General features: G+C 58.0%; 27 protein-coding genes and 1 tRNA gene. 19 read left to right on the top strand and 9 right to left on the bottom strand.

Annotated features, from left to right (window positions below; all coding sequences use genetic code 11):
• Nucleotides 1-782 precede the first annotated feature (782 nt).
• From zigA to FAZ11_RS08615, 4 genes are all read left to right on the top strand, one after another.
• Nucleotides 783-2,012: a zinc metallochaperone GTPase ZigA gene (gene zigA, locus FAZ11_RS08630; RefSeq protein ID WP_058773220.1), complete on the top strand. Its 1,230-nt coding sequence runs from the start codon at nucleotides 783-785 to the stop codon at nucleotides 2,010-2,012.
• A gap of 17 nt (nucleotides 2,013-2,029) precedes the next feature.
• Nucleotides 2,030-2,935 carry a GTP cyclohydrolase FolE2 gene (gene folE2 / locus FAZ11_RS08625; RefSeq protein ID WP_058773219.1) on the top strand — a complete coding sequence of 302 codons (906 nt, stop codon included), beginning with the start codon at nucleotides 2,030-2,032 and terminating at the stop codon, nucleotides 2,933-2,935.
• Nucleotides 2,936-3,312: 377 nt separating this feature from the next.
• Nucleotides 3,313-4,344, top strand: coding sequence for a transporter substrate-binding domain-containing protein (locus FAZ11_RS08620; protein ID WP_137279537.1), 1,032 nt, complete (start codon nucleotides 3,313-3,315; stop codon nucleotides 4,342-4,344).
• A 224-nt stretch (nucleotides 4,345-4,568) separates the two neighbouring features.
• The gene (locus FAZ11_RS08615) at nucleotides 4,569-4,832 is read left to right on the top strand and encodes a hypothetical protein (protein WP_058773217.1); all 264 of its coding nucleotides are present in this window, start codon (nucleotides 4,569-4,571) and stop codon (nucleotides 4,830-4,832) included.
• A gap of 107 nt (nucleotides 4,833-4,939) precedes the next feature.
• On the opposite strand, the gene FAZ11_RS08610 is transcribed toward FAZ11_RS08615, so the two are convergent.
• Entirely contained in the window at nucleotides 4,940-6,340 is a 1,401-nt protein-coding gene (locus FAZ11_RS08610; RefSeq protein ID WP_137279538.1) for a sensor domain-containing diguanylate cyclase, read from the bottom strand.
• A gap of 517 nt (nucleotides 6,341-6,857) precedes the next feature.
• Here FAZ11_RS08610 and FAZ11_RS08605 point away from each other — a divergent pair.
• Both FAZ11_RS08605 and FAZ11_RS08600 read left to right on the top strand, forming a co-directional pair.
• The gene (locus FAZ11_RS08605) at nucleotides 6,858-7,049 is read left to right on the top strand and encodes a hypothetical protein (RefSeq protein ID WP_058767325.1); all 192 of its coding nucleotides are present in this window, start codon (nucleotides 6,858-6,860) and stop codon (nucleotides 7,047-7,049) included.
• Nucleotides 7,050-7,065: 16 nt separating this feature from the next.
• Nucleotides 7,066-7,323, top strand: coding sequence for a hypothetical protein (locus FAZ11_RS08600; RefSeq protein ID WP_137279539.1), 258 nt, complete (start codon nucleotides 7,066-7,068; stop codon nucleotides 7,321-7,323).
• Between the two features lie 794 nt (nucleotides 7,324-8,117).
• On the opposite strand, the gene FAZ11_RS08590 is transcribed toward FAZ11_RS08600, so the two are convergent.
• A complete protein-coding gene (locus FAZ11_RS08590) occupies nucleotides 8,118-8,465 on the bottom strand; it encodes a hypothetical protein (protein ID WP_137279541.1) in 348 nt (115 codons plus the stop codon).
• A gap of 310 nt (nucleotides 8,466-8,775) precedes the next feature.
• Between FAZ11_RS08590 and FAZ11_RS08585 the strand changes: the two genes are divergently transcribed.
• From FAZ11_RS08585 to FAZ11_RS08575, 3 genes are all read left to right on the top strand, one after another.
• Nucleotides 8,776-9,147, top strand: coding sequence for a hypothetical protein (locus FAZ11_RS08585; protein ID WP_137279542.1), 372 nt, complete (start codon nucleotides 8,776-8,778; stop codon nucleotides 9,145-9,147).
• Between the two features lie 187 nt (nucleotides 9,148-9,334).
• Entirely contained in the window at nucleotides 9,335-9,550 is a 216-nt protein-coding gene (locus tag FAZ11_RS08580; protein ID WP_137279543.1) for a hypothetical protein, read from the top strand.
• A gap of 116 nt (nucleotides 9,551-9,666) precedes the next feature.
• The gene (locus FAZ11_RS08575; RefSeq protein WP_137279544.1) at nucleotides 9,667-10,080 is read left to right on the top strand and encodes a hypothetical protein; all 414 of its coding nucleotides are present in this window, start codon (nucleotides 9,667-9,669) and stop codon (nucleotides 10,078-10,080) included.
• Nucleotides 10,081-10,278: 198 nt separating this feature from the next.
• On the opposite strand, the gene FAZ11_RS08570 is transcribed toward FAZ11_RS08575, so the two are convergent.
• The 5 genes from FAZ11_RS08570 to FAZ11_RS08550 form a co-directional block, all read right to left on the bottom strand.
• Nucleotides 10,279-10,767 (bottom strand): hypothetical protein, encoded by a 489-nt coding sequence (locus FAZ11_RS08570; protein WP_137279545.1) that lies wholly within the window; start codon nucleotides 10,765-10,767, stop codon nucleotides 10,279-10,281.
• A gap of 69 nt (nucleotides 10,768-10,836) precedes the next feature.
• Nucleotides 10,837-11,325 carry a hypothetical protein gene (locus tag FAZ11_RS08565; RefSeq protein WP_137279546.1) on the bottom strand — a complete coding sequence of 163 codons (489 nt, stop codon included), beginning with the start codon at nucleotides 11,323-11,325 and terminating at the stop codon, nucleotides 10,837-10,839.
• A 171-nt stretch (nucleotides 11,326-11,496) separates the two neighbouring features.
• On the bottom strand, nucleotides 11,497-12,138 hold the full coding sequence (locus FAZ11_RS08560; RefSeq protein WP_137279547.1) for a hypothetical protein: 642 nt from the start codon (nucleotides 12,136-12,138) through the stop codon (nucleotides 11,497-11,499).
• Between the two features lie 358 nt (nucleotides 12,139-12,496).
• On the bottom strand, nucleotides 12,497-13,591 hold the full coding sequence (locus FAZ11_RS08555) for a GTP pyrophosphokinase (protein ID WP_204957132.1): 1,095 nt from the start codon (nucleotides 13,589-13,591) through the stop codon (nucleotides 12,497-12,499).
• A gap of 175 nt (nucleotides 13,592-13,766) precedes the next feature.
• Nucleotides 13,767-14,921 (bottom strand): hypothetical protein, encoded by a 1,155-nt coding sequence (locus tag FAZ11_RS08550; protein ID WP_137279548.1) that lies wholly within the window; start codon nucleotides 14,919-14,921, stop codon nucleotides 13,767-13,769.
• A 371-nt stretch (nucleotides 14,922-15,292) separates the two neighbouring features.
• Between FAZ11_RS08550 and FAZ11_RS08545 the strand changes: the two genes are divergently transcribed.
• Together FAZ11_RS08545 and FAZ11_RS24670 are read left to right on the top strand one after the other, a co-directional pair.
• On the top strand, nucleotides 15,293-16,432 hold the full coding sequence (locus FAZ11_RS08545; protein WP_137279549.1) for a DNA-methyltransferase: 1,140 nt from the start codon (nucleotides 15,293-15,295) through the stop codon (nucleotides 16,430-16,432).
• 277 nt (nucleotides 16,433-16,709) lie between these two features.
• Nucleotides 16,710-16,856, top strand: a complete 147-nt coding sequence (locus FAZ11_RS24670) for a hypothetical protein (protein WP_158295289.1) — start codon at nucleotides 16,710-16,712, stop codon at nucleotides 16,854-16,856.
• Nucleotides 16,857-16,936: 80 nt separating this feature from the next.
• On the opposite strand, the gene FAZ11_RS08540 is transcribed toward FAZ11_RS24670, so the two are convergent.
• A complete protein-coding gene (locus tag FAZ11_RS08540; protein ID WP_137279550.1) occupies nucleotides 16,937-17,758 on the bottom strand; it encodes a hypothetical protein in 822 nt (273 codons plus the stop codon).
• Between the two features lie 183 nt (nucleotides 17,759-17,941).
• Between FAZ11_RS08540 and FAZ11_RS08535 the strand changes: the two genes are divergently transcribed.
• Together FAZ11_RS08535 and FAZ11_RS08530 are read left to right on the top strand one after the other, a co-directional pair.
• The gene (locus FAZ11_RS08535; protein WP_137279551.1) at nucleotides 17,942-18,178 is read left to right on the top strand and encodes a DUF4224 domain-containing protein; all 237 of its coding nucleotides are present in this window, start codon (nucleotides 17,942-17,944) and stop codon (nucleotides 18,176-18,178) included.
• A 1-nt stretch (nucleotide 18,179) separates the two neighbouring features.
• Nucleotides 18,180-19,247 (top strand): tyrosine-type recombinase/integrase, encoded by a 1,068-nt coding sequence (locus FAZ11_RS08530; RefSeq protein WP_137279552.1) that lies wholly within the window; start codon nucleotides 18,180-18,182, stop codon nucleotides 19,245-19,247.
• 120 nt (nucleotides 19,248-19,367) lie between these two features.
• Here FAZ11_RS08530 and FAZ11_RS08525 read toward each other — a convergent pair.
• Nucleotides 19,368-19,455 (bottom strand) — tRNA-Ser (locus FAZ11_RS08525).
• Nucleotides 19,456-19,583: 128 nt separating this feature from the next.
• On the opposite strand from FAZ11_RS08525, the gene FAZ11_RS08520 reads away from it, so the two are divergent.
• The 6 genes from FAZ11_RS08520 to FAZ11_RS08495 are packed head-to-tail and all read left to right on the top strand — an operon-like array spanning nucleotide 19,584 to nucleotide 22,648.
• Entirely contained in the window at nucleotides 19,584-20,252 is a 669-nt protein-coding gene (locus tag FAZ11_RS08520) for a Bax inhibitor-1/YccA family protein (RefSeq protein WP_058762058.1), read from the top strand.
• Nucleotides 20,253-20,301: 49 nt separating this feature from the next.
• Nucleotides 20,302-20,697, top strand: coding sequence for a sulfurtransferase complex subunit TusD (tusD, locus tag FAZ11_RS08515; protein ID WP_058773151.1), 396 nt, complete (start codon nucleotides 20,302-20,304; stop codon nucleotides 20,695-20,697).
• Between the two features lies 1 nt (nucleotide 20,698).
• The gene (gene tusC, locus FAZ11_RS08510; RefSeq protein WP_058773150.1) at nucleotides 20,699-21,055 is read left to right on the top strand and encodes a sulfurtransferase complex subunit TusC; all 357 of its coding nucleotides are present in this window, start codon (nucleotides 20,699-20,701) and stop codon (nucleotides 21,053-21,055) included.
• Entirely contained in the window at nucleotides 21,052-21,351 is a 300-nt protein-coding gene (tusB, locus tag FAZ11_RS08505) for a sulfurtransferase complex subunit TusB (protein ID WP_058773149.1), read from the top strand. The genes tusC and tusB overlap by 4 nt, the downstream gene beginning before the upstream one ends.
• A gap of 2 nt (nucleotides 21,352-21,353) precedes the next feature.
• Nucleotides 21,354-21,668, top strand: a complete 315-nt coding sequence (locus FAZ11_RS08500; RefSeq protein WP_058762054.1) for a TusE/DsrC/DsvC family sulfur relay protein — start codon at nucleotides 21,354-21,356, stop codon at nucleotides 21,666-21,668.
• Nucleotides 21,665-22,648, top strand: coding sequence for a glycosyl transferase family protein (locus FAZ11_RS08495; RefSeq protein WP_058773148.1), 984 nt, complete (start codon nucleotides 21,665-21,667; stop codon nucleotides 22,646-22,648). The genes FAZ11_RS08500 and FAZ11_RS08495 overlap by 4 nt, the downstream gene beginning before the upstream one ends.
• Nucleotides 22,649-22,699: the final 51 nt, after the last annotated feature.

Raw genomic sequence — 22,699 nt, 5'->3', positions numbered from 1 at the left:
GCGTAGCAGCTCTCTTTGTTCTGCTTCATCGAGCACGATGGGGGCGGCAGGACGACCTGTTCTCATAGCTGACTCCTGTGTCGGAACACTGAATCTCCACAAGCTTAGACCATCAATATATGAGCCTTATTTATGAAACACCACACTAGCGCTACGCTTTACCCTCATAGCGCACCACCAAGATCAGCCTCCGCTAGCAGTTTTGCGAAATCTATGCCAGCAACCGGTGCTCTGGTACGTGGAGCATTGTTTTCTGCTGGTCCGGACTGTGGTCGACGACTGTCGCGTTGATCCGGCATCAGCTGAGCCGCCTATGGCAGATATTTTCTCTACCGTTCTCGACCAACCATTAGTTCTCGTCGTCACGAATTGACCGACTGACATCGACGACCGAGCGCGCTAGCCGTAGTCGACGATAAAGCGTAGCTGATAGACGTTGGTCACATCGACAGTGCCACCACGGTTCATGGTCAGGCGATTCAAATAGGGCGAAATGGGGGCCTCGACACGACTCTCAGCCCGAAGAATTAGCCTCGAAGGCGTCGAAGTTCAGCTCGAAGACAGCTCTCGCGAGCTCATTGCAGCCATCGCCCTCCTGGGGATCCCGTGCTGTCGATCTGGAAGATGCTCACCTTGCCTCTAGGAAGCGTCAGCAGCTTGTCGTGACCGCCGCCTGGAATTGGCCATGAGACAACCAAAATGTTATGTTATAACAAATCATGCATTCTCCTCCGTCCTACTACAGGAATGCACCTCCTCTTCGATCCGCAACCGTGAAGACCATGACCACCCAAGCCGCCCTCCCCAGCAAGAAACTCCCCGTCACCGTGCTTTCCGGCTTTCTCGGCGCCGGCAAGACCACACTGCTCAACCACATCCTCCACAACCGCGAAGGTCGCCGGGTGGCGGTCATCGTCAACGACATGTCGGAGGTCAACATCGACGCCGCCCTGGTCCGCGACGGGGGCGCCGAGCTGTCGCGCACCGAGGAAAAGCTGGTGGAGATGAGCAACGGCTGCATCTGCTGCACCCTGCGCGAAGACCTGCTGCTGGAAGTGGAACGCCTCGCCCGGGACGGCCGCTTCGATCAACTGGTCATCGAATCCACCGGCATCTCCGAGCCGCTCCCGGTAGCCGAGACCTTCACCTTCGCCGGCGAAGACGGCCGCTGCCTCGGTGACGTCGCCCAGCTCGATACCCTGGTCACCGTGGTGGACGCCTTCAACTTCCTGCGCGACTACGGCTCCAGCGATTCCCTGCAATCCCGTGGCGAATCTCTGGGCGAAGAAGACGAACGCACCGTGGTCGACCTCTTGATCGAGCAGATTGAATTCTGCGATGTCATCGTGGTGAATAAGCTGGATCTGATCGGTCCCGACGACCGCGATCGCCTGCTGGCCATCCTGCGCAGCCTCAATCCCCGTGCCCGGCTGGAGCTGGCGAGCTTCGGTGCCGTCCCCCTGGAGCGTGTACTGCAGACCGGCCTATTCGATTTCGACGAAGCCGCCAAGGCGCCAGGCTGGCTGCAGGAGCTGCGCGGCGAGCACACCCCGGAAACCGAGGCATACGGCATCACCAGCTTCGTCTACCAGGCACGCCGCCCCTTCCATCCCGAACGCTTCTTCGCCCTGGTCGAGCAGGAATGGCCCGGCGTGGTGCGCTCCAAGGGCTATTTCTGGCTGGCCAGTCATCCGGCTCATGCCGGCACCTGGTCCCAGGCCGGCGCCGTCGCTCGCCATGGCGTGGCCGGTCGCTGGTGGGCAGCGGTACCGCCCGAGCGCTGGCCGGACGATGAAGAAACCGTCGCCTTCATCAAGGAGAAATGGCACGACGGCGTCGGCGATGCGCGCCAGGAACTGGTGCTCATCGGCATGGACATGGACGAAGCCGTACTGCGTGCCCGCCTGGATGCCTGCCTGCTGACCGACATCGAACTCGCCGCCGGCCCCAAGGCCTGGGTAAAGCTGCACAACCCCTTCAGCGACTGGCCCCAGGCCTCCGACTCCGCCTGACCCGAGCACCACTACCGATGAATGCCATCCTTCCCGATGTATCCCTGAGTGAGACCGCCACCCTGCCCGCCGCCCTCGACTGGGTCGGCATGCAGGGCATCGACCTGCCCCTCCGCCTGGCCGAAAGCGGCCTCGACGGCCTGCTGCCCGCCAGTGCCGACATCCAGGTCGACCTACCCTCGGCCACCGCCAAGGGCATCCATATGTCCCGGCTGTATCAGCTGCTGGATCGCCTGGGGACGGACGCCCCCCTGACCCCCGAACGCCTGCGCCTGCTACTGGCCGACATGGTCACCAGCCACCGCAGTTGCGAGTCCCGCGCGGCACGGCTACGCCTCGACTTCGCCCTGCTGGTTCGGCGGCCCGCCCTGGTGACTCCAGGGCTCAGCGGCTGGAAGCGCTATCCGATCCGGCTCGAAGCCAGCTGGGTCGCTGGCGCCTTCCAGCTCGCGGTGCGAATCGAGGTGGCCTACTCGTCCACCTGCCCTTGCTCGGCCTCCCTGTCGCGTCAACTGATCGAACGCGCCTTCCTGGACGACTTTGGCGATGAGGCCGCCTTGAGTCCTGCAACGGTAGCCGCCTGGCTGAAACGGAATGCCTCGCTGGCCACCCCGCACAGCCAGCGCAGCCTGGCGCGCATCCGTATCGGCCTACCGGGGACGTCGCCCAACCTCGGCCTGCTGCCGCTGATCGACCGCTGCGAAACCGCCTTGGGCACTCCGGTGCAAACGGCAGTGAAACGCGCCGACGAGCAGGCTTTCGCTGCCCTCAACGGCAGCAACCTGATGTTCGTGGAAGATGCAGCGCGCCGGCTGCTGGTGGCCCTACGCGACAGCTATTCCACGGTAGACATCCACGTCCGCCATCTGGAAAGCCTGCATCCCCACGATGCCTCGGCCTGGGCTAGAAAGACGCAGGGCTGATCACGACCAGGAGCTCGACTTTGCCCTAGGTCGCTATTCGTTCAGCTTTTCTGCCTTACCAGCGACGAAACGACCCTCTGCCTGGCGCACCTTCCTCCGTAGGAACCAATACCGATGAGTTCGCGTTGGCAAGGATGCGCCTCGATCAGCCGTGATGCTCCCCACGACACGGCCAAGAAAGCCCTAGCGGCACCTCAAGCCCGATAACACCCAGCCGATAGCTAGGGCTGTAACGCCTGTTCGCCAGCACCGGAACGGGCGTCAACGGCAGCCACTCGTATCGACAAGGCCTTGGCGGAGCGCACGTGTTCACCTTCGAGAAATTCAGGTTTTACCGTCGAGTTCTTTGGCTGGGAGTAGTCGCACTGCTGGTCGCCTTGAATGCGGCCCGCGCCGCAGAGCCGGCCGCCACCCCGCCGCTGCGGGTCGGCGTCTACGTCACCGCGCCCTTCGTCATGGCCGGCCCCTACGGCTACAACGGCCTGGCCGTGGACCTGTGGAACGCCGTCGCCGCCAAGCTCGGCCGCAAGACCGAATTCGTCCGCGCCGCCTCCCTCCCCGAGCTGCTGGGTGCAGCTCGCAGCGGTCGCATCGACATCGCCGTTGCCAACGTCTTCGTCACCGCGGAACGCGCCCAGCAACTGAGCTTCACGCAACCCTGGTTCAATGGCGGTCTGCGCATCCTGGTCAACGAAGAGCGCCAGATCGGTCCGCTGAGCCTGCTGCACGACCTGCACAAGCTCGGCTACTTGATGAGCTATGCGTGGCTCGGTGCCGGGCTGCTGCTCATCACCCTGTTACTCACCCTGGTGGAGCGCCGGCTCGACAAGGAATTTCCACCCCAGTGGTGGCCGGGCCTGGCGATCAGTTTCTACCACGTCATGGCGGTGACCACGACCGGCAAGACCTCGCACAAGAACCTCTTCGGCAGCCTGGGCACCGTACTCGCCGCACTTTGGATGGCCTGCAGCGTGGCCGTAATGGCGTACGTGACCTCCACCGTCACCAGCGTCATGACCGTCAACAGCATCACCAGCCGCATCAACGGCCTCGGCGATCTGCCGGGCAAGCGCATCGGCGTCGAGGCCGGCAGTCTTTCCGAAGACCACATCGCCCGCCTCGGCCTCGACTATCGCGCCTTCACCGACCTGGACCAGGCGGTGACCGCCCTGACCGCCAAGGAAATCGACGCCGTGGTCGACGACGCCGCCACCCTGGAATACTTCGACAAACAGCATCCGACCCTGCCCATCCAGGTGGTCGGCAAAATCTTCGAGCCACGCAAGTACGCCTTCGCCCTGCCGCTGAACAGCCCCCTCACCCACGACGTGACCGTGGCCCTGCTGTCCCTGGAAGAGAACCAGACGGCGGGCAAGTTGCGCGCCCACTACTTCGGTGCCGACCAGTAAGGTCTTGCGATCCGCTAGTGACCGGTAGATCGATAGGAAGCATTGAGAAACGGCGCCAAGCCATCGGCTGAACCACTGAGGGCACGCGTCGCGACGGGCCGAGTCCTCCATGCGACCGTCTGTCAGCGCCGGTTTAGCCCAGACAGCTTTACCGGCTTTACTCAAGGCGTAGCGGCTGCCTTAACCAACCGCGCTATCCCCAGTCATCCAAGGAGATCCTCTCGATGAAGTTGCCCCTCACTGCTGCAGTTCTGGCGGTCCTGGTCAGCACCCTCGGTGCCGGTGTGGCGCTGGCGGAAAGTCCCACGGAAAAAAGCCTGCGCCAGGACGGCCGCGATGTCCGCAAGGACCTCAAGCACGATGCCAAGGAAATCCACAAGGGCGCGACCCACGCCAGGAAGGAAGCCGACCGCACCGGCAAGCATCTGGACAAGGAAAGACACCGGGAGGACAAGAAGCTCGATAAGGAATACAAGAAAGCACTGTAAGCACCCGGGATCGATGGGTTGCGACAACGGGCGACAGCTTCATGCCCGTTGCCACCCCGTGACGGCCACCGCGGCGGGGCCACTCAGATAGTACCGGGCGCCCCCGTTCAAGCCTCGTCCGCGAACTGGACTCTATCCTTGCCCTTCTGCTTGGCCAGATACATGGCGGCATCCGCTCGCTGTATCAGGCTGTCACCGTCGTCATCGCGGTCAGCCTCGCTGATCACCACTCCGATACTGGCACGTACCTGCGCTGTGCCCGTCGCCAATTCGATCGGCTCACGCAGCGCTGTGACGATGCGCAGGAAAGCCGCCTCGCACTCCTCGCGTCCTGCGACCTCCGCGAGCAAGACGACGAATTCGTCTCCACCCAGCCGGCCGGCCGTATCCATCTGGCGCACCAGCCCCGACAGTCGCCTGGCCGTGGTAATCAGCACCGCATCGCCACTCGCATGTCCCTGCTCATCGTTCACCCGCTTGAAGCCATCGAGGTCGATGACGGCCACGGCGAAAGACGTACCCTGGCGTACCGCCCGTGCCCGCGCCTGCTGGATTCGATCGAAAAGCAGTCGCCGGTTTGGCAACGCCGTGAGCGGATCGAACAACGCCTGTCGCTGTAGTTCAGCACGCTGGAAACGCAGGGCCATGAGCGAATACACCAGGCAACCCACGCCCAGACTGCTCAGGACGACCAACAGGATCTGGAAGTAACGGGCAACGGGTAGGCGCTCATCCACTCCGGGTGAAATGCACAGCTGCCATTGGGTGGAACTGATCTGTACCGCCCGACAACGCGCCTCCCCTCCACCGAAGCCCGCTGAGCGATCGATGATGCGTGGCTCCCCGGTCTCGGCGTCAGGCGCTCCGAGTTCGAACTCGTAACCCTGCGCGGTCATCGCATCCAGATTCGCTGCCCGCAAGGCATCGGGCAGTACCAGGGTCACCACGGTAAAGCCCCAGAACGTTCCTACCCCTTCTTGCGGATTCAAAAATACGGGCAGGATGCCTATCGCCCCGATGGGCCCCTGTACCAGCTTGAACGGCCCCCGGAACTTCACCTGTGGCAGCTTGGCGTCGAGGTAAGTACGCAAGTCCTCGGCACTCGTCCCCATCGCCAGGTGGTGATCGCGCATCACCAGATTCTTATCGAGCGGCTCGATGTACTTGATGACACCGCCCGGCGCTAGAGAAAGGGCATAGACACCCTCGTAGAGGGGTATGAGGAAATTCGCCAGTCGTTTGAAATCCGGCACCTGGCCGTTCCCCTGATAGACCATCACGGCCAGCGACCGGGTGGCCATCAGCGCATTGTCCAGCGCTTTCTCGATGGCGAGGGAATAGCTTTCGGCTACCGCCTCGACACGCAGTTGCTTCATCTGCTTGGCGGCGGCGGAGAAGTGATTGAGCACGAACATCCCCGACACGCCGAAGAGTAGCGCTGCCAGCAGCGCCACCATCAGCAGGACGCCTTTGCGACGTCGATTCAAAACGTTGGACGTCATATCCATGAACTAGAGACGATCTCCGCCTACTTCCCAGACGGCTACACCCGCGGTGACCAGCCAACTCGATGACGCGATTTCAATGTGCCACTACAGCTGCGGCATAACAAGCTACCGGGCACACTACGGCGAGGTCTCTACCAGGCGACTCCAATCAAGAGCGCCGCATACCGACAACGCGTCCGTAAACCATTGATCGGGCGAGATGCTGGGCACCCTGGCATTCGCGATCCAGCGGTTGGGATACCCCGTCGTTCCATCGCCCCTAGCCGGCGTTTGACGGGTGACAAATCAGCATCGTGGATTTTGGAAGTCTGATACCTCCGCTGACTCAGCCTCGGGCCAGGCGTCGGTTAACTCGCCCGCACGGCGGCGGGACGCAAGGGGACCTGCAGGCAAATCCCCTTATGGCCAGGAAACCGTATTCCCCTCAAGCGCCTGGTCGTCTATCGCTCACGCAAATTCATTATCGAACCAACCATAGGTTGGAGAATCGGAAGAACACTAGCTTCAGGATCGGCCTATGAAATCCCTGCTTCCCTTACTGACCGCGCTTGATCCAACGCTTGCGCCCTCGATCGCAGTCTGCAGCGACACCCTCGTCTATGCGCGGACCCGTCTCTCGGGCACGGCGTACACGATCATCGATACCGGCAAGACGCTGGTTGCCGATAGACAATACCCTTACCCAGCTGGAAGTCTGCCGATCAGGTAGCTGCAGGTCGAAGCCCATGAGCGAACTGGATAGACAGCGACTGTGCGAAGCCTGCCTCTTGGCTAGAGAGTTATGGGCCGGTGTTCAGGCTCTCGACAGCACCATCCTCGAATGGGAAGAAGCTGGCGATCTCTGCCACCATCATGCGGTAGCCGGAGCGGCTGATCGCCTGGGTATCGATCAGCAGACCTGGAGTCAGGTACTGGAGCGACAGCACCAGCCCGGAGAGTCGATTCTGCAGCTATGCGTCAGGATGAGGGATCAAACGGCTTGATCTCCAGCGAACAGAGCGCAGGTAACCGATCCAGATTCTAGGGGCCAAGGTGTCGTCGGACATCTAGCAGGTATGGATTCAGGGGGGGTGTCCTTGCCAACTAGAAACAGACAGCGGTATAGCTGCTTTGCTTTAGCCCACGGACTCGGTACGTCAGATGAGGACCGCCACCTAATTGATGGTCAAGCCACCTCTCCCCCAGCTCAGGCCGCCTCCAAAGTAGAGAAGCACGAGCGCTATACCCATCAGCACTAAAGGAGCACGTATCTCCTCTTCATAGACAGCGTAGATGCCTTGAGATACGGGGGGAAAGATGAAGTTGAGTACGCAGCAGAGCAAAGAGACCTGTATGCCTCTTGCAACTGACCAAACGTAGGCAACGAGAAACAGGATAAAGCCAACGGTCGACACGGTTGAGATCCTTCTCAAATGAAAGTGCGAGGGTAACGCGCTGAAATCCAGTTTCTTTTCGCCGAACCGCTTCGCTCCGACCAGTGGCAGCGAATCATCTATTAATAGCGCACCCGGTCATGATGCGAGCGCATGCAGCCCGCCCGTAGCCGCTCCGGGGACCTCAGGCGCGCGCGGCAGTCGTTCTCACCGTCTGGCTCTTGATAGAGTGCCAGACACGCAGCCCCGACCGCCTGGGCCACCAGGTTGCATCGGGGTGTGATCTGCGCCGAAGGTAGGCAAAAGCACCGAGGAAAGCACGCCTCAGTAAGTCAGATCCCATCCCAATGCAGGAGAAAGAGTCACGCCAGCCGTAAGTTGATAGGGGCTGACACTGTATCATTCTATTCTGACGAGAATATATGTTTGCATTGCTCTGCCTCTAACGGCAGCGCGTAAGAAGCAATCTCTCGATTCGCCTTGGGATCGGCATCCAGAGTCTCAAACAGGCTCAGATCTATATCCGGCTGCTCTTTCTTCGCAATTTGGTAGACCCGATCCATTGTGTAGTTTTCAGAAGGGAATTTTTTACTGCATACCCGCTGTGCCGCGATGCTTGCTATAACCATTTCCCGCGTCCATTGCGGTTGTTCAGCCGCAAAGCTCGCAGAGACGGAGATCACGCACGTTACAAAACCGGCAACCACCCTTCCTAGCTTCATCGCCTTCTCCTTTGACTTGCGATGACGCATCTATCGGCCACCCGCTCTAGAACTTGACTCTGCGCCGCCTAGTGCACACCTACGACCCTACCTATGATCCTCGTCATCCAGCATAACTAGGTGCCCCAGCGCCACCATGACCAGCCGCCGGTGGCGGTCATCCTGATCAACTCCACGATTGGGAGAGGCACGGCAACTATGTCGGCAAGCAGGAACTGAGCCCAGACCGTGGCGGCGGCAAGTACCTAGTCGTGACGGTCGACGGCAAGGGGCTACGCGCTCGGCCATCCAAGGGGAAAATGGTAAATGGGTCTCCCCCGAGCGTTGGCAGGAGGCCAAAGTGCAATTCGATGACTCCCCCACCCTCTATGAGCGGGTGGGTCCCATCCCCTACCGGGATCGCAACTACTTCCAATTTGGTGTGATGGCCAACGTCCGTAGGGACACGCCTTATGCGCTGGAGCCTCGGGGCATTCCCGAAGACGTGAGCCCCGAGGTTCTTCGGGAAGTAGAGCGGATGGACTGTGACGGCCATAGCCACAGCCATCTCACGCTGCTCGAGCTGCAGGCGCTGGCGGCTCGCCTACAGGCGGAGACCTCTGACGAGGAACATGCGTGGGCCCTGGAAGGGCTCAATGCCCTCATCGCCAGCGTAGAGGAAGAGGGCATCAGCCCCGAAGACATTCGTGTCGTTTTCTTCTTCTACAACTAGGCACACCGGCTAGCCCGCACGCGGGCCGCAGAGCGTCGTCGCCGACACGGTACAGCAGCACGACCCGTGCCCCTGCCGCCAAACGCGCTCAGAGAAATCGCTGTGCATTGCGTGACGCCTACCGCTGGCCATGGCCAAGCGAGTGACGCCTACACGCCCGAGCATTCGCCCCTTGTAGGAACAAGCCATGATCCAGCCCTATGCCGCCTGGCTGCGCGATCGCTTCCAGGCCTGCACCTGCCCCTTCGTTCTGCACAGCGAACTGATACCCCACGCCAGGAGCCTGGCCGCGAGCTGCCGGCAGGAGATGGCAGCAGCCGAGTCAGCCAGCGACCGCGCTATCTACCAGCGCATGGCTGAGGACATCGAGAAGCTAGTCGACCAGTACGCCGCGGCTGAGTGACCGGACTCCCCTGATCACCAACGGCAACTGGAAAGGCCTTCTGAAAGCACTCCTTCCCCCCTCGGCGGCGCGACCGTGCCTTCCGTTCCCCTCCCCTTGGCCCAGGAGCATCAAGCATGATCCCGAATGCCTATAGCGACATCTTGACCAAGAACGCCAATCGGCAGCACCTGAACGATGCGGTGGAACAGTTCCTGGCCAAAGGAGGGACAGTCACTGACCTATGCCATCCTTCGTTTGCTTCCCCAGCCGTGACGGAAGCCAGTCCAGCTCCCCAGCCGGCGACCGCACCGGCCGGCGAGTCTGTCAGCGAGCATCAAGACGTGCGCGCAGAGCTTCGCGACATCCGGGCTGTGGCTGCCGTCCTTCATCGCCAACTTGATCGCATCGAGCAGCAGCTGAATGAGAGTGTCAATGAGCAGGAAGGCGAACACCCGGCGCGCCTGGTCCATGCGCCCAGGCATAGATCGATCACCGCTCTAAGACATGACTCAGCACCTTCTGGCCCGCACCGAGGTTCTACCCCATGAAAACCCTTTCCATCATCGGGCCCAGCCCGACTGAGGTGATTCGTCGTGCCCGCGAGCTGGGCTTCGAGTGCTGGCCCTTCCGCGCAGAGCGCAAGCCCAATGGCCCCTGGGTACATCGGTACCGCAAGGCAGATTGCTACCGCACAGAACATGGCTGAGAAAATCGCACAGAACCTGAAGGCTTATAGCCAGTCAGGCCTATTTTATTATTACCTGAATCTCATAACCGCGACCGGTTGGCCAGACGTCTTTTAAAACCTCAACAGATCCAGAGCCAAGTACTGCAGTCTTAGTAGCTCCTTTACTTATTGCTGCTCTTACATCGTCTGGCAGGGGAGCACCAAGAAGCTTAGTCGAAAGAATTGCGGAAGCCTGACTCAGTTGCTTTATCGCAGATGAGGCAGAAGCCGGATTATTTACGTTCATTACCAACTTTACTTGCTTGACTGCTTGCCCTACACCAGTAGCGTAGAATGCAAGGTTATTGGCAAGAGGCCGACCAGAACCAATGTCTTTATAATTACTGGCGCATCCGGACGTACCATCACCATAATCGACCCACTTTCGTCCTTTTAGGGCTGAATTAGCCAGCAGATTGCAAACGTCGGATGGGCCTGTAAACTTCAGCTCTGCAGATGCTTGAAGAGAGTTGAAAACAAAAGCAAAAAACAAAATCTTCTTCAGCATTTTCGTATCCTTTCTCGTATATCCAGCCCCGACAATAGGCCCATAAAGCCCGCTCCAAAAATTTTAAAATCAATACAGCCTTGGCGGAATTTTCTTTTGAATAAAAATCTGGAAAATATAGAAATACATCATTCCAAGAACAAAAAAAGTCACCCCTCCCCAGGCCAAGCTTTTGTACAAAATATTATGCATGATGTAAGACTTATAAGCCAATGATGAACAGACAACTGCCCCACAATAAAAAGCACCAGTTATCTGAGTGGCAATAAAGTTTAAAAGACCAGAAAACTCCTTAAGCACTCCCAAAATAGCTGCCTTAAATATCAAATAAAAAAGCACAACAATAATATAAGCCATAAAATTAATAAGCTTTACTGAAGTCAAAAAACTAAGCGGCCGCTCTGCCCAAGATTTTATATGACCTCCATCTTCAACCCCGTAAAAAAGCAGTAAATTTAATACCACAGCAAGTATACAGCAAAGAGAAAACCTTATGCCCTCTCGTTCCAAGGGAGAAAGTCTTGAAATCCATTTAAACAGTCTCAATACATTCTTCATTATAGATTTCAACACATGCATTACCCCGATTCAAAACCATACAGATAAAATGCCTATTTACAGAGATACCGTCCACAGGTCAAAAGACGGCACCAATAGCAGCGGATACCAAATACAACCAGGTGCATCATTAAGCGCACTGAGTACGTCTCCCCGTTTGGATAATTGAAGTTATTTATTCTTCTGCATCCAGGTCCGCAGCTTTTTTCTCCACGTTGTTTTATCTTCCCTCTCCAATAGCGAGACCTCTGACTTCAGCACATCCAACTCCTTGGAAGCGTTGTCAGATATAACCCTGAGCCGAGCCAAGGCCGATAGCTTATCTGAGTCTTCAAGGCATGCATTCGAATAGACGGTCTCTACATCTTTTACCTGCTGCTTAATACGCAGCAGCGCTATTGCAGCAACCGCAGAGGAAATATTGCTAACTTCGAAACCGTTTACAGCCTCATACAGAACCGCCAACCCATTTTTTATCAATTGTCGCTCAACCTGATCAGACACCATCAACTTATCACTATTAATTATCTCGGAGATCCCACTAACTGCTTGCAATGCGACCTGATAGGCTTTCAACGTATAGATTTCGAAGTCTTCCATGCTTTGCAGGTAGGCATGTTTTCGCTGAATAGCCGCAATTGCCAATACGGCAATCAAGGTACATATTCCGCATATAGCCTGAACCCACGCAGCCCCATCTTTTATAGTAGGCTTACTTAAAGCACCTATGCAGAATACCAGCAAGCCAGCAAAAATTGCTATCAGCAAGGAATATTCAAAGTTGAAACCGAGTCTTCTATGTAAATTTTTCATTATAAAGTCCAGACCGAAAAGTGGAAGCATTAGCAATTGGCATCTAAGGCTTAAGAGCATCGTCAGCCAATTTAATCTGAGCTTTGCTGGCCATCGCCATCGCGCGGCTGTCCGGCATCCGCCTGGTGCTGCTGGATCGCTTCGACGTACTGCAGCCCACCGCCCGCGCCCCCAGGCGCTGAAGCTGCTGCTCTCCCTGACCCGCTCTGGCGACCTGGATAGCGCGCTCATGGCTGGGACGATGAAGGAGCCGATGGCCAAGGTGCCGGCGGGTATACAGCAGGTGTGGATCGAGAGTGGCGTCATCATCAACTAGGAGCAGGCGGCGGCATAGCCGCCTAACTTCCACCGCAGTATATTATTTAGAGTAACGCAATAGAAGGTCTCTAAAAAGCTCATCATCATCGTCCACACGCCACCCATTGCCTTCCAAGTAACTGTCTAGAAATTTTTCAGATTTTCTTGCAGCAAGCAAATGACCTAAGTAGAAAGAAGATATACCATAATTGAATGGCTTATTTACAAGCTTTTCATCGCGATTAACTGGCAGCCTAAAAACATCAGCAGCCAAGCTTATAACATCGGACCTGTTTTCCTTCAAACTAGATATTAAATCCCCGATACTTTCGATACCAACTGACTTCAGTCGATTGATCTGAGGTGAATAATTACCTTTCGAGCTTTCTTTCAGCCCACGTTGAGTGGCGGCAGCAAGCTCGCCGTCAATCTCCCTAGAGAGCTCGTTATTTTTGACAAATGCATCGAACGAAACCAGGTCAATGCCAACGTTCACAGCCTTTTGGTTGACCTCTGCCGCCACCCGCTTGGAATATTTTATCAGTTCATTTCTGATAGAAATAAACTCTTGATCAGCCAGTTCTAAAAGCCCTGCTAAACGCGAAAATTTTCTTCGTATAGGGGATGGAACTTCAACTTCACTTTTGTAACCGGTGTCATGTTCAATTTCAGCCCAAGCATGCTGTAAAATAGAGCGAATCTGTATCTCGACCTTCAAATCAGCAATCGAAATATTTTCTAACAGCTTTGAGCGAGCTTGCGATAACGAAACAACATAATGCAAAGAAACGTATCCAAATCGATCTGGATCTGTTGCAATTCTTTTATCTAAAGTATTTCCTTTATCGACCTTGAATTCTCTACCAACAATGCGTGCGACTTTATCCACATCATCGCCATAGTGCGTTATTACTCTAATCCCCGCAAGATCCGTTATATCCGAAAGACTATTGTATTTACTTTTTTTGGCAATCTTATTTTCAAGACTTACACGACTCTTACAGCGGCTAGATATTGAATGAACCTCTATATCACTAGCATCCAGCAAGCGGGAGATAAGAGCAGACACCACCTCGCACAAATAATTATAAGAAGATTGCTGACTATCAAATTCCATCAAAATTGAAGACCTAGTCTTATCAAACGAATTGGTCAATTTAAAACTCCCTTTGCTGGCACAGTTTATTTCGGCAGTAGATAAACCTAATGCCACTAGATAGATGTATGAAAAAGTGCGATAGCATCCTTGTTTGAATCTGCATCGAGATGGTGCACGTGCAACCGTACAAGAGAGGCACCTGTGGGACTAAAGTTTTAGCCGTCACAGATATCTACGGAGGCGCAGCGATCGCCATCTCATCTTTGATTTTTCTGTGAACAACTCGATGGCAGTTCGCACACAGGCACCTGAGCTGATCGAGTGACGTTTTGTGCCCTGGCGCCATGTCCGCCACGTGCACCTCGTCATGGTGCACCTCGATGCATGCCTCACCGGCGGATCCCCACACTTGGACAGGATCCAGCAGGCACTCTTCACAGAAGAGACGACCATGCTCCTTCCTGAACGCTTCCTTCTTCGCCTGTGAGAGGCCTGCCGATCGCTCCTTCTTCAGGTGCTGGACCAGCTTGACCTGCCCCTCCGCCCACTCCTTTTCCTCGGGCTCGATCGGTAGGTCTAGGGCGGGTGGCGCCTCTCCCTTCGGCACGATCTGGAAGCCATCGGCCTGGAGGAGCTCAAAGCAAAGACTGCCCTTCCCGGCAGTGAAGTGGGAGGGCTTGAGCTGGAAGCCGAGCGCGGCAGTACCGGCGAGGCCAAACACCTGCTTCGGCGCCAACCTGATGCCATCAGCGAGGAGGTCGTAGTCAGTCGACTCCGCGAACTCTTCAACGGTGGCGCCCTGCAGTAGCTCTTGCAGCGCCTGCCAAATGAAGTCGGGGGTAACCTTGCGAAGTTGCTCAGCTGGTAGACGGCCGGCAGTGGACTTAGAAGCGTCGGAAGGAGAACCGGCGTTTGCTGTTACTTTGGCGACGGTCGCCTCGGCGAGCACTTCATCTACCGCAGCCGCATTTGCGGCTCGCAGCAGCTCCTCAATGTGCTCCCCGAGAGTCGCATCCAGAGTTTCTCGGGTATGCCTGGGGAAGCGTTTTTCTGCTGCCGAGATGGGCACGGCATCCTTTAGGGAAGGAACCACTAGGAGCCATTCGACTGAGCGATAGTGACGGTGCCTTGCACCTTTCCAGGCAGGCAACTCCGACTCAGGGATCAGGCGATAGGAGTCTTCATGCTGAATACGACCGATCCCAACGTATCCCCTGCGATTGGCGTAGGCGACGACCAGATCGCCCTCGGGCAATCCACGGAGAATAGTTTCTCCTTTGTCACCTGGCTGGTTTTTGAAGCCGGCGGTGATGACGCCCTCTTCCAGCATCCACTGCCACTGAGGATCCGTTCCCTTACCGCCAATGTTGAAGAGGTGATAGCTCAACCGTCGCTCCTTGACTAAACCGCTAGACAACCCCGTCTAGCGCTACATCGGTCTCATTTAAGCATATTTTCTGGCTGACCTGAGCTGGCTACAGAGCCAGCCCAGAGCCAATCGCATCATCACTTCTTGCCAGCAGGAGCGTTCCCGCGGTTGCCGCCAGACGGTCCTCCAGTAGTGCTTGGCCAATTCCCGCCTGGCCCTGGATGACTAGAGGGTCCCCGTCCTCCAGACCCGCTGCCTTTGCCTGATCCACTCGAGCCTTTACCACTTCCACCTTTAGCCATGACGGCCTCCTGTGCTGATGGGTACTGACGCCCTTTCAGCGTAGGTGATCGCCTGGCTTTTGCTCCAATTAAACGAAAGGAATTCCCATGAGCCAGCTCCACCAGATCCTGGTCGGCGACAGCATCGAGATGATGCGAACGCTGCCGGACCAGAGCGTGCACATCTGCGTGACCTCGCCGCCCTACTACGGTCTCCGGGACTACGGTGTAGACGGCCAAATCGGACTGGAGGCCTCACCTCGGGACTTTATCGACCGCCTAGTGCTGGTCTTCCGCGAGGTCCGCCGGGTGCTGCGCGACGATGGCACGCTCTGGGTGAACATGGGTGATAGCTACGCCTCTGTTTCGGGCGGTTACGCGCCGGACGGCTCGGCCGGTAAGCACGAAATCGTTTCGAAGGCGACCAGAGGGGCGGTGCTGCGTGGCCGCCGCCGCGGCCCTCCGGATGGGCTAAAACCTAAGGATCTGATGGGCATCCCCTGGCGCCTGGCCTTCGCCCTGCAGGATGACAGCTGGTACCTGCGTCAGGACATCATCTGGCACAAACCGAACCCAATGCCGGAGAGCACCAGGGACCGCTGCACCAAGGCGCACGAGTACCTGTTCCTACTGAGCAAGAGCCGGCGCTACTACTACGACGGCGACGCGATCAGGGAGCCGGCGAGCTACGGGCCAACGCCAACTGGCGTCGGGTTCGGGCACGGCACGGACGCCGACGCGCGCGATCGCGGCCGGGTCTCGGTACCGAAGGGCTGGGACACCACCACCGGCGAAGGCGGACATGGCAGCTATCACAAGGACGGTGCCGCTCGAGCAGTATGGGATAGCTTCAAGCGAGAGGGGTCGAAGCGAGAGCAGGCGATCTTTGGGCAGAACAAGGGTACGCATCGGCTTGACCGGATCGAAAGCACCCATGATCTGCTGACCCGGAACAAGCGCAGCGTCTGGACAGTGGCCACCCACGGCTTCGAGGGGGCCCACTTCGCCACCTTCCCGCCCGACCTGATACGCCCATGCATCCTCGCCGGCGCTCCCCGCGGCGGTCTGGTGCTGGACCCGTTCGGCGGAGCCGGCACCACCGCGCTGGTGGCAATGCAAGAAGGACGGCGCTCAGTGCTGTGCGAGCTCAATCCGGAATACGCGGCACTGGCACAGGCTCGGCTCGATGCCGCCTGGCTCGATGGCGCTGCTCAGATGGACCTAATGCGCGATGTCTGCGGCAGCTAGGCCCAGATCGCCGTATCGGTCGAAATCATCGGATTTGCATCACCGATACTCCTTTGCTCATCGAGCCAAGCCTGCATGGCGTCCTTCCGCAAACGCGGCCCGGGGCCTTCCAACAGCTGCTGTGTAGACCTAGAGATGCGATAGCGGCCGCAACCGTTGCTGCACGAGATCGCTACGTAGTCACCAGGTGTAGGCGCACCTTCAGCCACGCCGCCGCACACGAAACATTCCATCTCACACCCCTAGATTCTCCGGTTTACACCGGCAAGGACTTTACATGCCCGCGCGCCAGGAAATCCAAATCATCGACTTCAAAACGCAGTGCGACCTGGAATTCAGCAGCCAGGACGAAGAAATCATCATGGACTTCTTTTGTAGTGGCAGCGCGGACCAGTACCGGCTTGGACGTTTAGTTGACGGATGACAGCGATCAATAGGCACACCATGGAACTGAGCAATATGCGCCTTGCGAGCTCGCCCGGCGCCCCTAGCTACAGCTAATTGCTAAGTGACACTGCCGTCTGTGGAGCTGCTTAGCGCATTCAAAAGCATTGGATAGGCATCAATTTCTGCCTGTATCTGATCATTGATTGCTTTACCGAAGCTAACAGCATAGTTCCTGATACGTACAAGTTCATCGAGTGGAAAAATAGAAACGGGGCTATGTGCGCTATTTGCCAAGGCAACAAGAAAAAGCCCGACATCGAGCGCACGATGAAGGGCCTTTTTTGTTTCTATAGCATGAAGTGAAAAGCTCTCCATTTCTCTATTGAAGATCGTAACCTCCCCTCCCTGCACTGCAATCATCGACCTACTCAAAAAGGCGTCTGGATTTGGATGCGCACCATCAGATATGGATTTTAGGTACGTTTTGTAAATCGGATCGCCTAAGCCAGGTATACGCTTCTCTAATGACTTGCAGGTACTGGCAACCACTCCGCCGAATATTTTGTTGAACCTGTTTCTTCCTTCTTTATTATCTTCGCGGTGTAGCCAAACAGGAATAACATCCCGTTTGCCGTCCATGAACAACGCATAGCAAGCGTACTCAATCACTACTCTAATAAGAGGCTGAAAGGCATAAGGCTGACCAGTGATAGCAACCTTTATACTAGCTTGCCATAAGCTTAGCGCTCTCCAGAACAACCGGAATGATATTGGATTAACCTTTTCCTGCGCAGCGGATGAATTGAGAAAATTTCTTAAAAAAATTCCTTCAATATCTTGCAATGCCTCATACAATTCAGCATATGCGTTAGGGAAATCACGAAGACTATCTGCACTAGTAAAAAGCTGATCTTTGAGAAAATCGAATATTCTTTCCAAAAATTCCTACCACGCAAAACTATGAAAATAAAGTTAATAGAACCCCGAATTTAATACTGACCAAACCAAGGGACCGCTAAATTTAAGACGAATTACACCATTCCGATCACGTCACTCGCAGAAAACATAATCGTTTTTTTTATGTATTAGAAGCGCTGGCCGCCGGCCGGCGAAGGACTCCCTATGCCCGAAATATCAGAGCTCCTCGACGGCGAGGAGCTAGCCGCCCTGATCGGCCGCAAATCGAAAGCTGCCCAGCGTGCCTGGCTCGATGCACACGGCTGGCGCTACGAGATCAATGCCGCCGGCCGGCCCGTCGTTGGTCGCGTCTATGCCCGGCTGAAGCTGGCCAGCGTGAAGCCGAACGCCACCAATGCGACGGCCGAGTCCTGGTCGCTGGATCTATCGAAGGTAAGTTGAGATGCGCCACAGGGAACCAGGGAATAGGGATCTACCGCCCCGGATGATCCGGCGTATCCGCAAATTCAAAGGCGGGCGCGTCTGGGTCGCCTACTACTACACCCAATCGCTAGGGGGCGGAAAACAGCGGGAGATTCCCCTTGGCACTGACTTGGATGAAGCACGTGCCGAATGGGCGCGCCTGGAGCGCACGGCAGCGCCCAAGATCATCCGCCTACTCGGCGCAGTGTTCGATAGGTACGAGCGTGAAATCATCCCTACCAAGGCGCCAAGGACGCAGCGGGACAACCTGCTGTCGTTGAAGCAGCTGCGCGCCGCCTTCGCGGATGCGCCTATTGACGCAGTCACACCCCATGTCATCGCCCAGTACCGGGATAAGCGGACGGCCAAGGTGAGGGCGAATCGCGAGATTTCCCTGCTATCCCACATCTACAACATCGCCCGGGAATGGGGAATCACCAACATCGAGAATCCGTGCAAGGGCGTGCGCAAGAACAAGGAGACGCCGCGGGACTACTACGCCCGTGACGAGGTATGGGATGCGGTCTACGCCCAGGCGTGCGTTGAGCTGCGCGATGCCATGGACCTGGCATATCTGACGGCTCAGCGACCGAGCGACGTCCTGATTGCGAGGGCGGCAGAAATCCAGGATGGGTTCCTCCTGATCGCACAAGGCAAGACGTCCAAGAAGCTGCGCATCAGACTGTCGGCAGGCAAAGCGCCAACCGCCCTGGGTGTTCTGGTCGAGAAGCTACTAGAGCAGCGCAAAGAGCGGCGAGTGATTGGGCCCTATCTGATCACCACGCCGGATGGCCGCCGGGTGACCTCGAGCATGCTGAGAATCCGCTTCGACGAGGCGCGGGTTGTTGCCGCAGCGGCTGCGCTGGAAAGCCTCGACGAGACCCTGGCCGCGGCTATTCGCCAGTTCCAATTCCGCGACATTAGGCCGAAAGCGGCCTCCGAGATCGAGGACCTGGGCCGCGCTTCCAAGCTACTGGGTCACACCGACAAACGCATCACCGAGACCGTTTACCGGCACGTCGGCGAAGTCGTTGACCCCACCCGATAGCGCCGGCAAACGGAAACGATCAAAAATGATACGGAAACGATTCAATCTAGGCGGTCGACCTGCCACCATGGGGCAGATAGCAAAAAGCCCCGGCACGCGGGGCTTTCAGGGTGTTGCAGGTGGCGGAAGCGCAGAGATTCGAACTCTGGGACCCTTGCGAGTCGGCGGTTTTCAAGACCGCTGCCTTAAACCACTCGGCCACACTTCCGTAGGAGCGGCGCATAGTACCTGATGGCAACACACTGTCAAACACTCGCAAGCGTTCCTTAAGCAACATTTGCTATCTTCGGAGTCGTACGGTACATCACACCGTCTATTTAGTTTTGGAGAACCGCCATGAACGAGCGTCAATACGCCTACAACCCTGCTGTTACGCAATCGCGGGACGTCAGCCGTGTATTGCGCAACACCTATGCCCTGCTGGCCATGACCCTGGCGTTCAGCGGCTTGGTCGCCTTCGTCTCGCAGCAGATGCATTTGCCCTACCCCAACATCTTCGTGGTCCTGATCGGCTTCTATGGCCTGTTCTTCCTGACCGTGAAGACCCGTGACAGCGGCTGGGGCCTGGTCAGCACCTTCGCGTTGACCGGCTTCATGGGCTACACCCTGGGTCCGATCCTGAACATGTACCTGGGCCTGCCCAACGGTGGCAGCGTGATCGCCTCCGCAGCGGGCATGACCGCACTTGCGTTCTTCGGTCTGTCGGCCTATGCCCTGATCAGCCGCAAGGACATGAGCTTCCTGAGTGGCTTCCTGATGGCGGGGTTCTGGATCCTACTGGGTGCCGTGGTGCTGTCGTTCTTCGTCCACATCAGTGGTCTACAGCTGGCCATCAGCGCGGGCTTCGTGCTCTTCGCCGCCGCCGCCATCCTGCTCCAGACCAGTGCCATCGTGCATGGTGGTGAAGACAACTACATCATGGCTACCATTACCCTGTACGTCTCGATCTACAATATGTTCATCAGCTTGCTGCAGATCTTCGGATTCGCCAGCAGCAACGATTGATCATCAGCGGTAGCCCAAAAGGCCCGCTTCGGCGGGCCTTTTTGCATCCATGAAATTTGCCATCGTTGTCCTTTCCCCTCCCCAAGCACCCTCGGCGCGCCGGGCCCTGCGCTTCTGTGAAGCCCTGCTGGCCGGCGGCCACCAGCTCTCGCGGCTGTTTCTCTATCGCGACGGCGTGTACAACGCCTCCCATGCCACGGTCAGTGGCCAGGACGAAACGGACCTGCCCGCGCGCTGGCGGGAGCTGGTCGAACGGCACCAGATCGATGCCGTGGTCTGCATCGCCGCCGCCCTCAAGCGCGGCTTGCTGGACGAGCACGAGGCGCGCCGCTACGAACGCGAAGGCGCGGTGACTGTGCGCGCGCCCTGGCAGCTCTCCGGCCTCGGCCAACTGCACGAGGCGTTGCAAGACGCTGACCGCCTGCTCTGCTTCGGAGGCGACTGAGATGGCCAAGAGTACCCTCGTCATCACTCGTCAGCCGGCCTTGAGCGGCCTTGCCCCACGCGAGGCCCTGGACATCGTCCTGGCGGGTGGCGCCTTCGAGCTGCCCCTAGCATTGCTGTTCGCCGGTCCCGGGGTGACCCAATTGCTGGCCACCGATAGCGCCGCGCTCGAGCAGAAGGATCTGAGCGCCAATCTCTCAGCTCTGCCGTTGTTCGGGGTCGAGGCCATCTATGCGGAGGCCGCCGCGCTGCAGCGGCTGGGCATCACATCCGAACAATTGCCTGCCTGGGTTACCCCACTCGAACCTGCCGCCCTGGCCACGCTGATCCATGACCACGACCAGGTAATTTCGCTTTGACTACCCTGCACCTGTTTTCCCGCTCGCCGCTCACGGAAGCCGATGCCCTGGAGGGTCTGGCCTGGGTTCGTGGCGAAGACGCCGTGCTGCTCAGCGGTGGCGCCGTCGAGGCCTTGCGCCCAGGCAGCGCTGCCGCCCGCCTGCTGGAACAACTTCCCGCCGGAGCGGCACTCTATGCCCTGGCGGAAGACGTCCAGGGGCGTCGCCTGCAACCCGAGCGCGCGGTGGCCCTGATCGACTACCCCTCTTTCGTCGACCTGAGCGTGACCTGCGCCAAGGTCATCAGTTGGACCTGAGCATGGCTTCTCTCGACCTCGACCCCGAAGGCTATCTGCGTGATCTCTCCCAGTGGAGTCCCGAGGTAGCCCGGCAACTGGCGCTCAAGGAAGGCATCGAGCTGACCGAGCGCCATTGGCAGGTGCTCCAGGCGCTACGTGACTTCTATCAGCAATTTCAGCTCTCGCCAGCGAACCGGCCACTGATCAAGTACATTGCCCAGACCCTGGGCCCGGAACTGGGCAACAGCCTGCAACTCAATCTGCTATTCAAGGGGGCGCCGGCCAAGCTCGGCGCCAAGCTCGCCGGCCTACCGAAACCGGATAATTGCCTATGACCCTCACCACGCCCGAAGAACATCCCTTCGCCGTCTATGTCCGGGCCTTGGGCAAGGGCAAGCGCGGCGCCCGCAGCCTGACCGAGGCCGAGGCCGAGGCGGCCATGGGCTTGATCCTCGATGGCCAGGTAGCCGACGTCCAACTGGGTGCCTTCCTCATGCTGCTCCGGCACAAGGAGGAAAGCGCCGAGGAACTGGCCGGCTTCACCCGAGCGATCAGGGAGCGCCTACAGCCGCCGGGCTTCGCCGTGGACCTCGACTGGCCCTCCTACGCCGGCAAGAAACGCCATCTACCCTGGTATCTGTTGGCGGTGAAGTGCCTGGCCGGCAGTGGCGTACGCGTCGTGATGCACGGCGGTGGCACTCACACGTCAGGCCGGCTCTACACCGAGCAATGCCTGACGGATTTGGGCCTGCACACCGCTGAGGACTGGAACGCCGTGGGCACCCTGCTCGACCGCGGTCAACCAGCCTTCCTGCCGCTGGCAGCCTGGATGCCCGAGTTGCAGCGGATGATCGACCTCAAGGCCCAATTCGGCCTGCGCTCGCCGATCCATTCCCTGGTACGGCTGCTCAATCCCAGCGGCGCCCGCTGCATCCTGCAGAGCATCTTCCACCCGGGGTACCAGGAAGTGCATCGCGAGGCCAGTCGCTTACTGGGGGACGACAGCATCGTCATCAAGGGCGAAGGCGGCGAGGTCGAGCGCAATCCCGATGTCATCGCTCACCTCTACGGGACCCGTGGCGGCGAGGCCTGGGACGAAAGCTGGCCAGCCCTGACCGAGCGCCGCCAAGTCAAACCTGAGCGCCTGGATCCAGCCCTGCTGGCCGCCACCTGGCGTGGCGAGGCGGAAGATCCGTACGGGCGCCTGGCGGTACTCGCTACCCTGGCGGTGGCACTGCGCGGCCTCGGCTACGATCAAGCCAACGCCCAGGCTGAGGCCGAGCGGCGCTGGGAGGCACGTGATCGTGCGCTCTGAACAGATGCCAGGAACCCCAAACCAGAAACAGGGTTCCTAACCGCATTGCAA

Origin of the sequence: Pseudomonas rhizoryzae (assembly GCF_005250615.1) — a bacterium.
Lineage (GTDB): Bacteria > Pseudomonadota > Gammaproteobacteria > Pseudomonadales > Pseudomonadaceae > Chryseomonas > Chryseomonas rhizoryzae.
This window is presented reverse-complemented; position numbering and strand designations above follow the sequence as displayed.

Bases quoted from the DNA above. Each gene is read 5' to 3' on its own strand.
- FAZ11_RS08615 (WP_058773217.1), top strand. From the start codon at position 4,569: ATGAAGTTGCCCCTCACTGCTGCAGTTCTGGCGGTCCTGGTCAGCACC.
- tusD (WP_058773151.1), top strand. From the start codon at position 20,302: ATGAAATTTGCCATCGTTGTCCTTTCCCCTCCCCAAGCACCCTCGGCG.
- FAZ11_RS08600 (WP_137279539.1), top strand. From the start codon at position 7,066: ATGAGCGAACTGGATAGACAGCGACTGTGCGAAGCCTGCCTCTTGGCT.
- folE2 (WP_058773219.1), top strand. From the start codon at position 2,030: ATGAATGCCATCCTTCCCGATGTATCCCTGAGTGAGACCGCCACCCTG.
- FAZ11_RS08535 (WP_137279551.1), top strand. From the start codon at position 17,942: ATGCCCGAAATATCAGAGCTCCTCGACGGCGAGGAGCTAGCCGCCCTG.
- FAZ11_RS08590 (WP_137279541.1), bottom strand. From the start codon at position 8,465: ATGCGTCATCGCAAGTCAAAGGAGAAGGCGATGAAGCTAGGAAGGGTG.
- FAZ11_RS08560 (WP_137279547.1), bottom strand. From the start codon at position 12,138: ATGAAAAATTTACATAGAAGACTCGGTTTCAACTTTGAATATTCCTTG.
- tusC (WP_058773150.1), top strand. From the start codon at position 20,699: ATGGCCAAGAGTACCCTCGTCATCACTCGTCAGCCGGCCTTGAGCGGC.
- FAZ11_RS08520 (WP_058762058.1), top strand. From the start codon at position 19,584: ATGAACGAGCGTCAATACGCCTACAACCCTGCTGTTACGCAATCGCGG.
- FAZ11_RS08530 (WP_137279552.1), top strand. From the start codon at position 18,180: ATGCGCCACAGGGAACCAGGGAATAGGGATCTACCGCCCCGGATGATC.
- FAZ11_RS08495 (WP_058773148.1), top strand. From the start codon at position 21,665: ATGACCCTCACCACGCCCGAAGAACATCCCTTCGCCGTCTATGTCCGG.
- FAZ11_RS08500 (WP_058762054.1), top strand. From the start codon at position 21,354: ATGGCTTCTCTCGACCTCGACCCCGAAGGCTATCTGCGTGATCTCTCC.
- FAZ11_RS08610 (WP_137279538.1), bottom strand. From the start codon at position 6,340: ATGGATATGACGTCCAACGTTTTGAATCGACGTCGCAAAGGCGTCCTG.
- FAZ11_RS08575 (WP_137279544.1), top strand. From the start codon at position 9,667: ATGATCCCGAATGCCTATAGCGACATCTTGACCAAGAACGCCAATCGG.
- FAZ11_RS08605 (WP_058767325.1), top strand. From the start codon at position 6,858: ATGAAATCCCTGCTTCCCTTACTGACCGCGCTTGATCCAACGCTTGCG.
- FAZ11_RS24670 (WP_158295289.1), top strand. From the start codon at position 16,710: ATGCCCGCGCGCCAGGAAATCCAAATCATCGACTTCAAAACGCAGTGC.
- FAZ11_RS08570 (WP_137279545.1), bottom strand. From the start codon at position 10,767: ATGCTGAAGAAGATTTTGTTTTTTGCTTTTGTTTTCAACTCTCTTCAA.
- FAZ11_RS08565 (WP_137279546.1), bottom strand. From the start codon at position 11,325: ATGAAGAATGTATTGAGACTGTTTAAATGGATTTCAAGACTTTCTCCC.
- FAZ11_RS08545 (WP_137279549.1), top strand. From the start codon at position 15,293: ATGAGCCAGCTCCACCAGATCCTGGTCGGCGACAGCATCGAGATGATG.
- zigA (WP_058773220.1), top strand. From the start codon at position 783: ATGACCACCCAAGCCGCCCTCCCCAGCAAGAAACTCCCCGTCACCGTG.
- FAZ11_RS08580 (WP_137279543.1), top strand. From the start codon at position 9,335: ATGATCCAGCCCTATGCCGCCTGGCTGCGCGATCGCTTCCAGGCCTGC.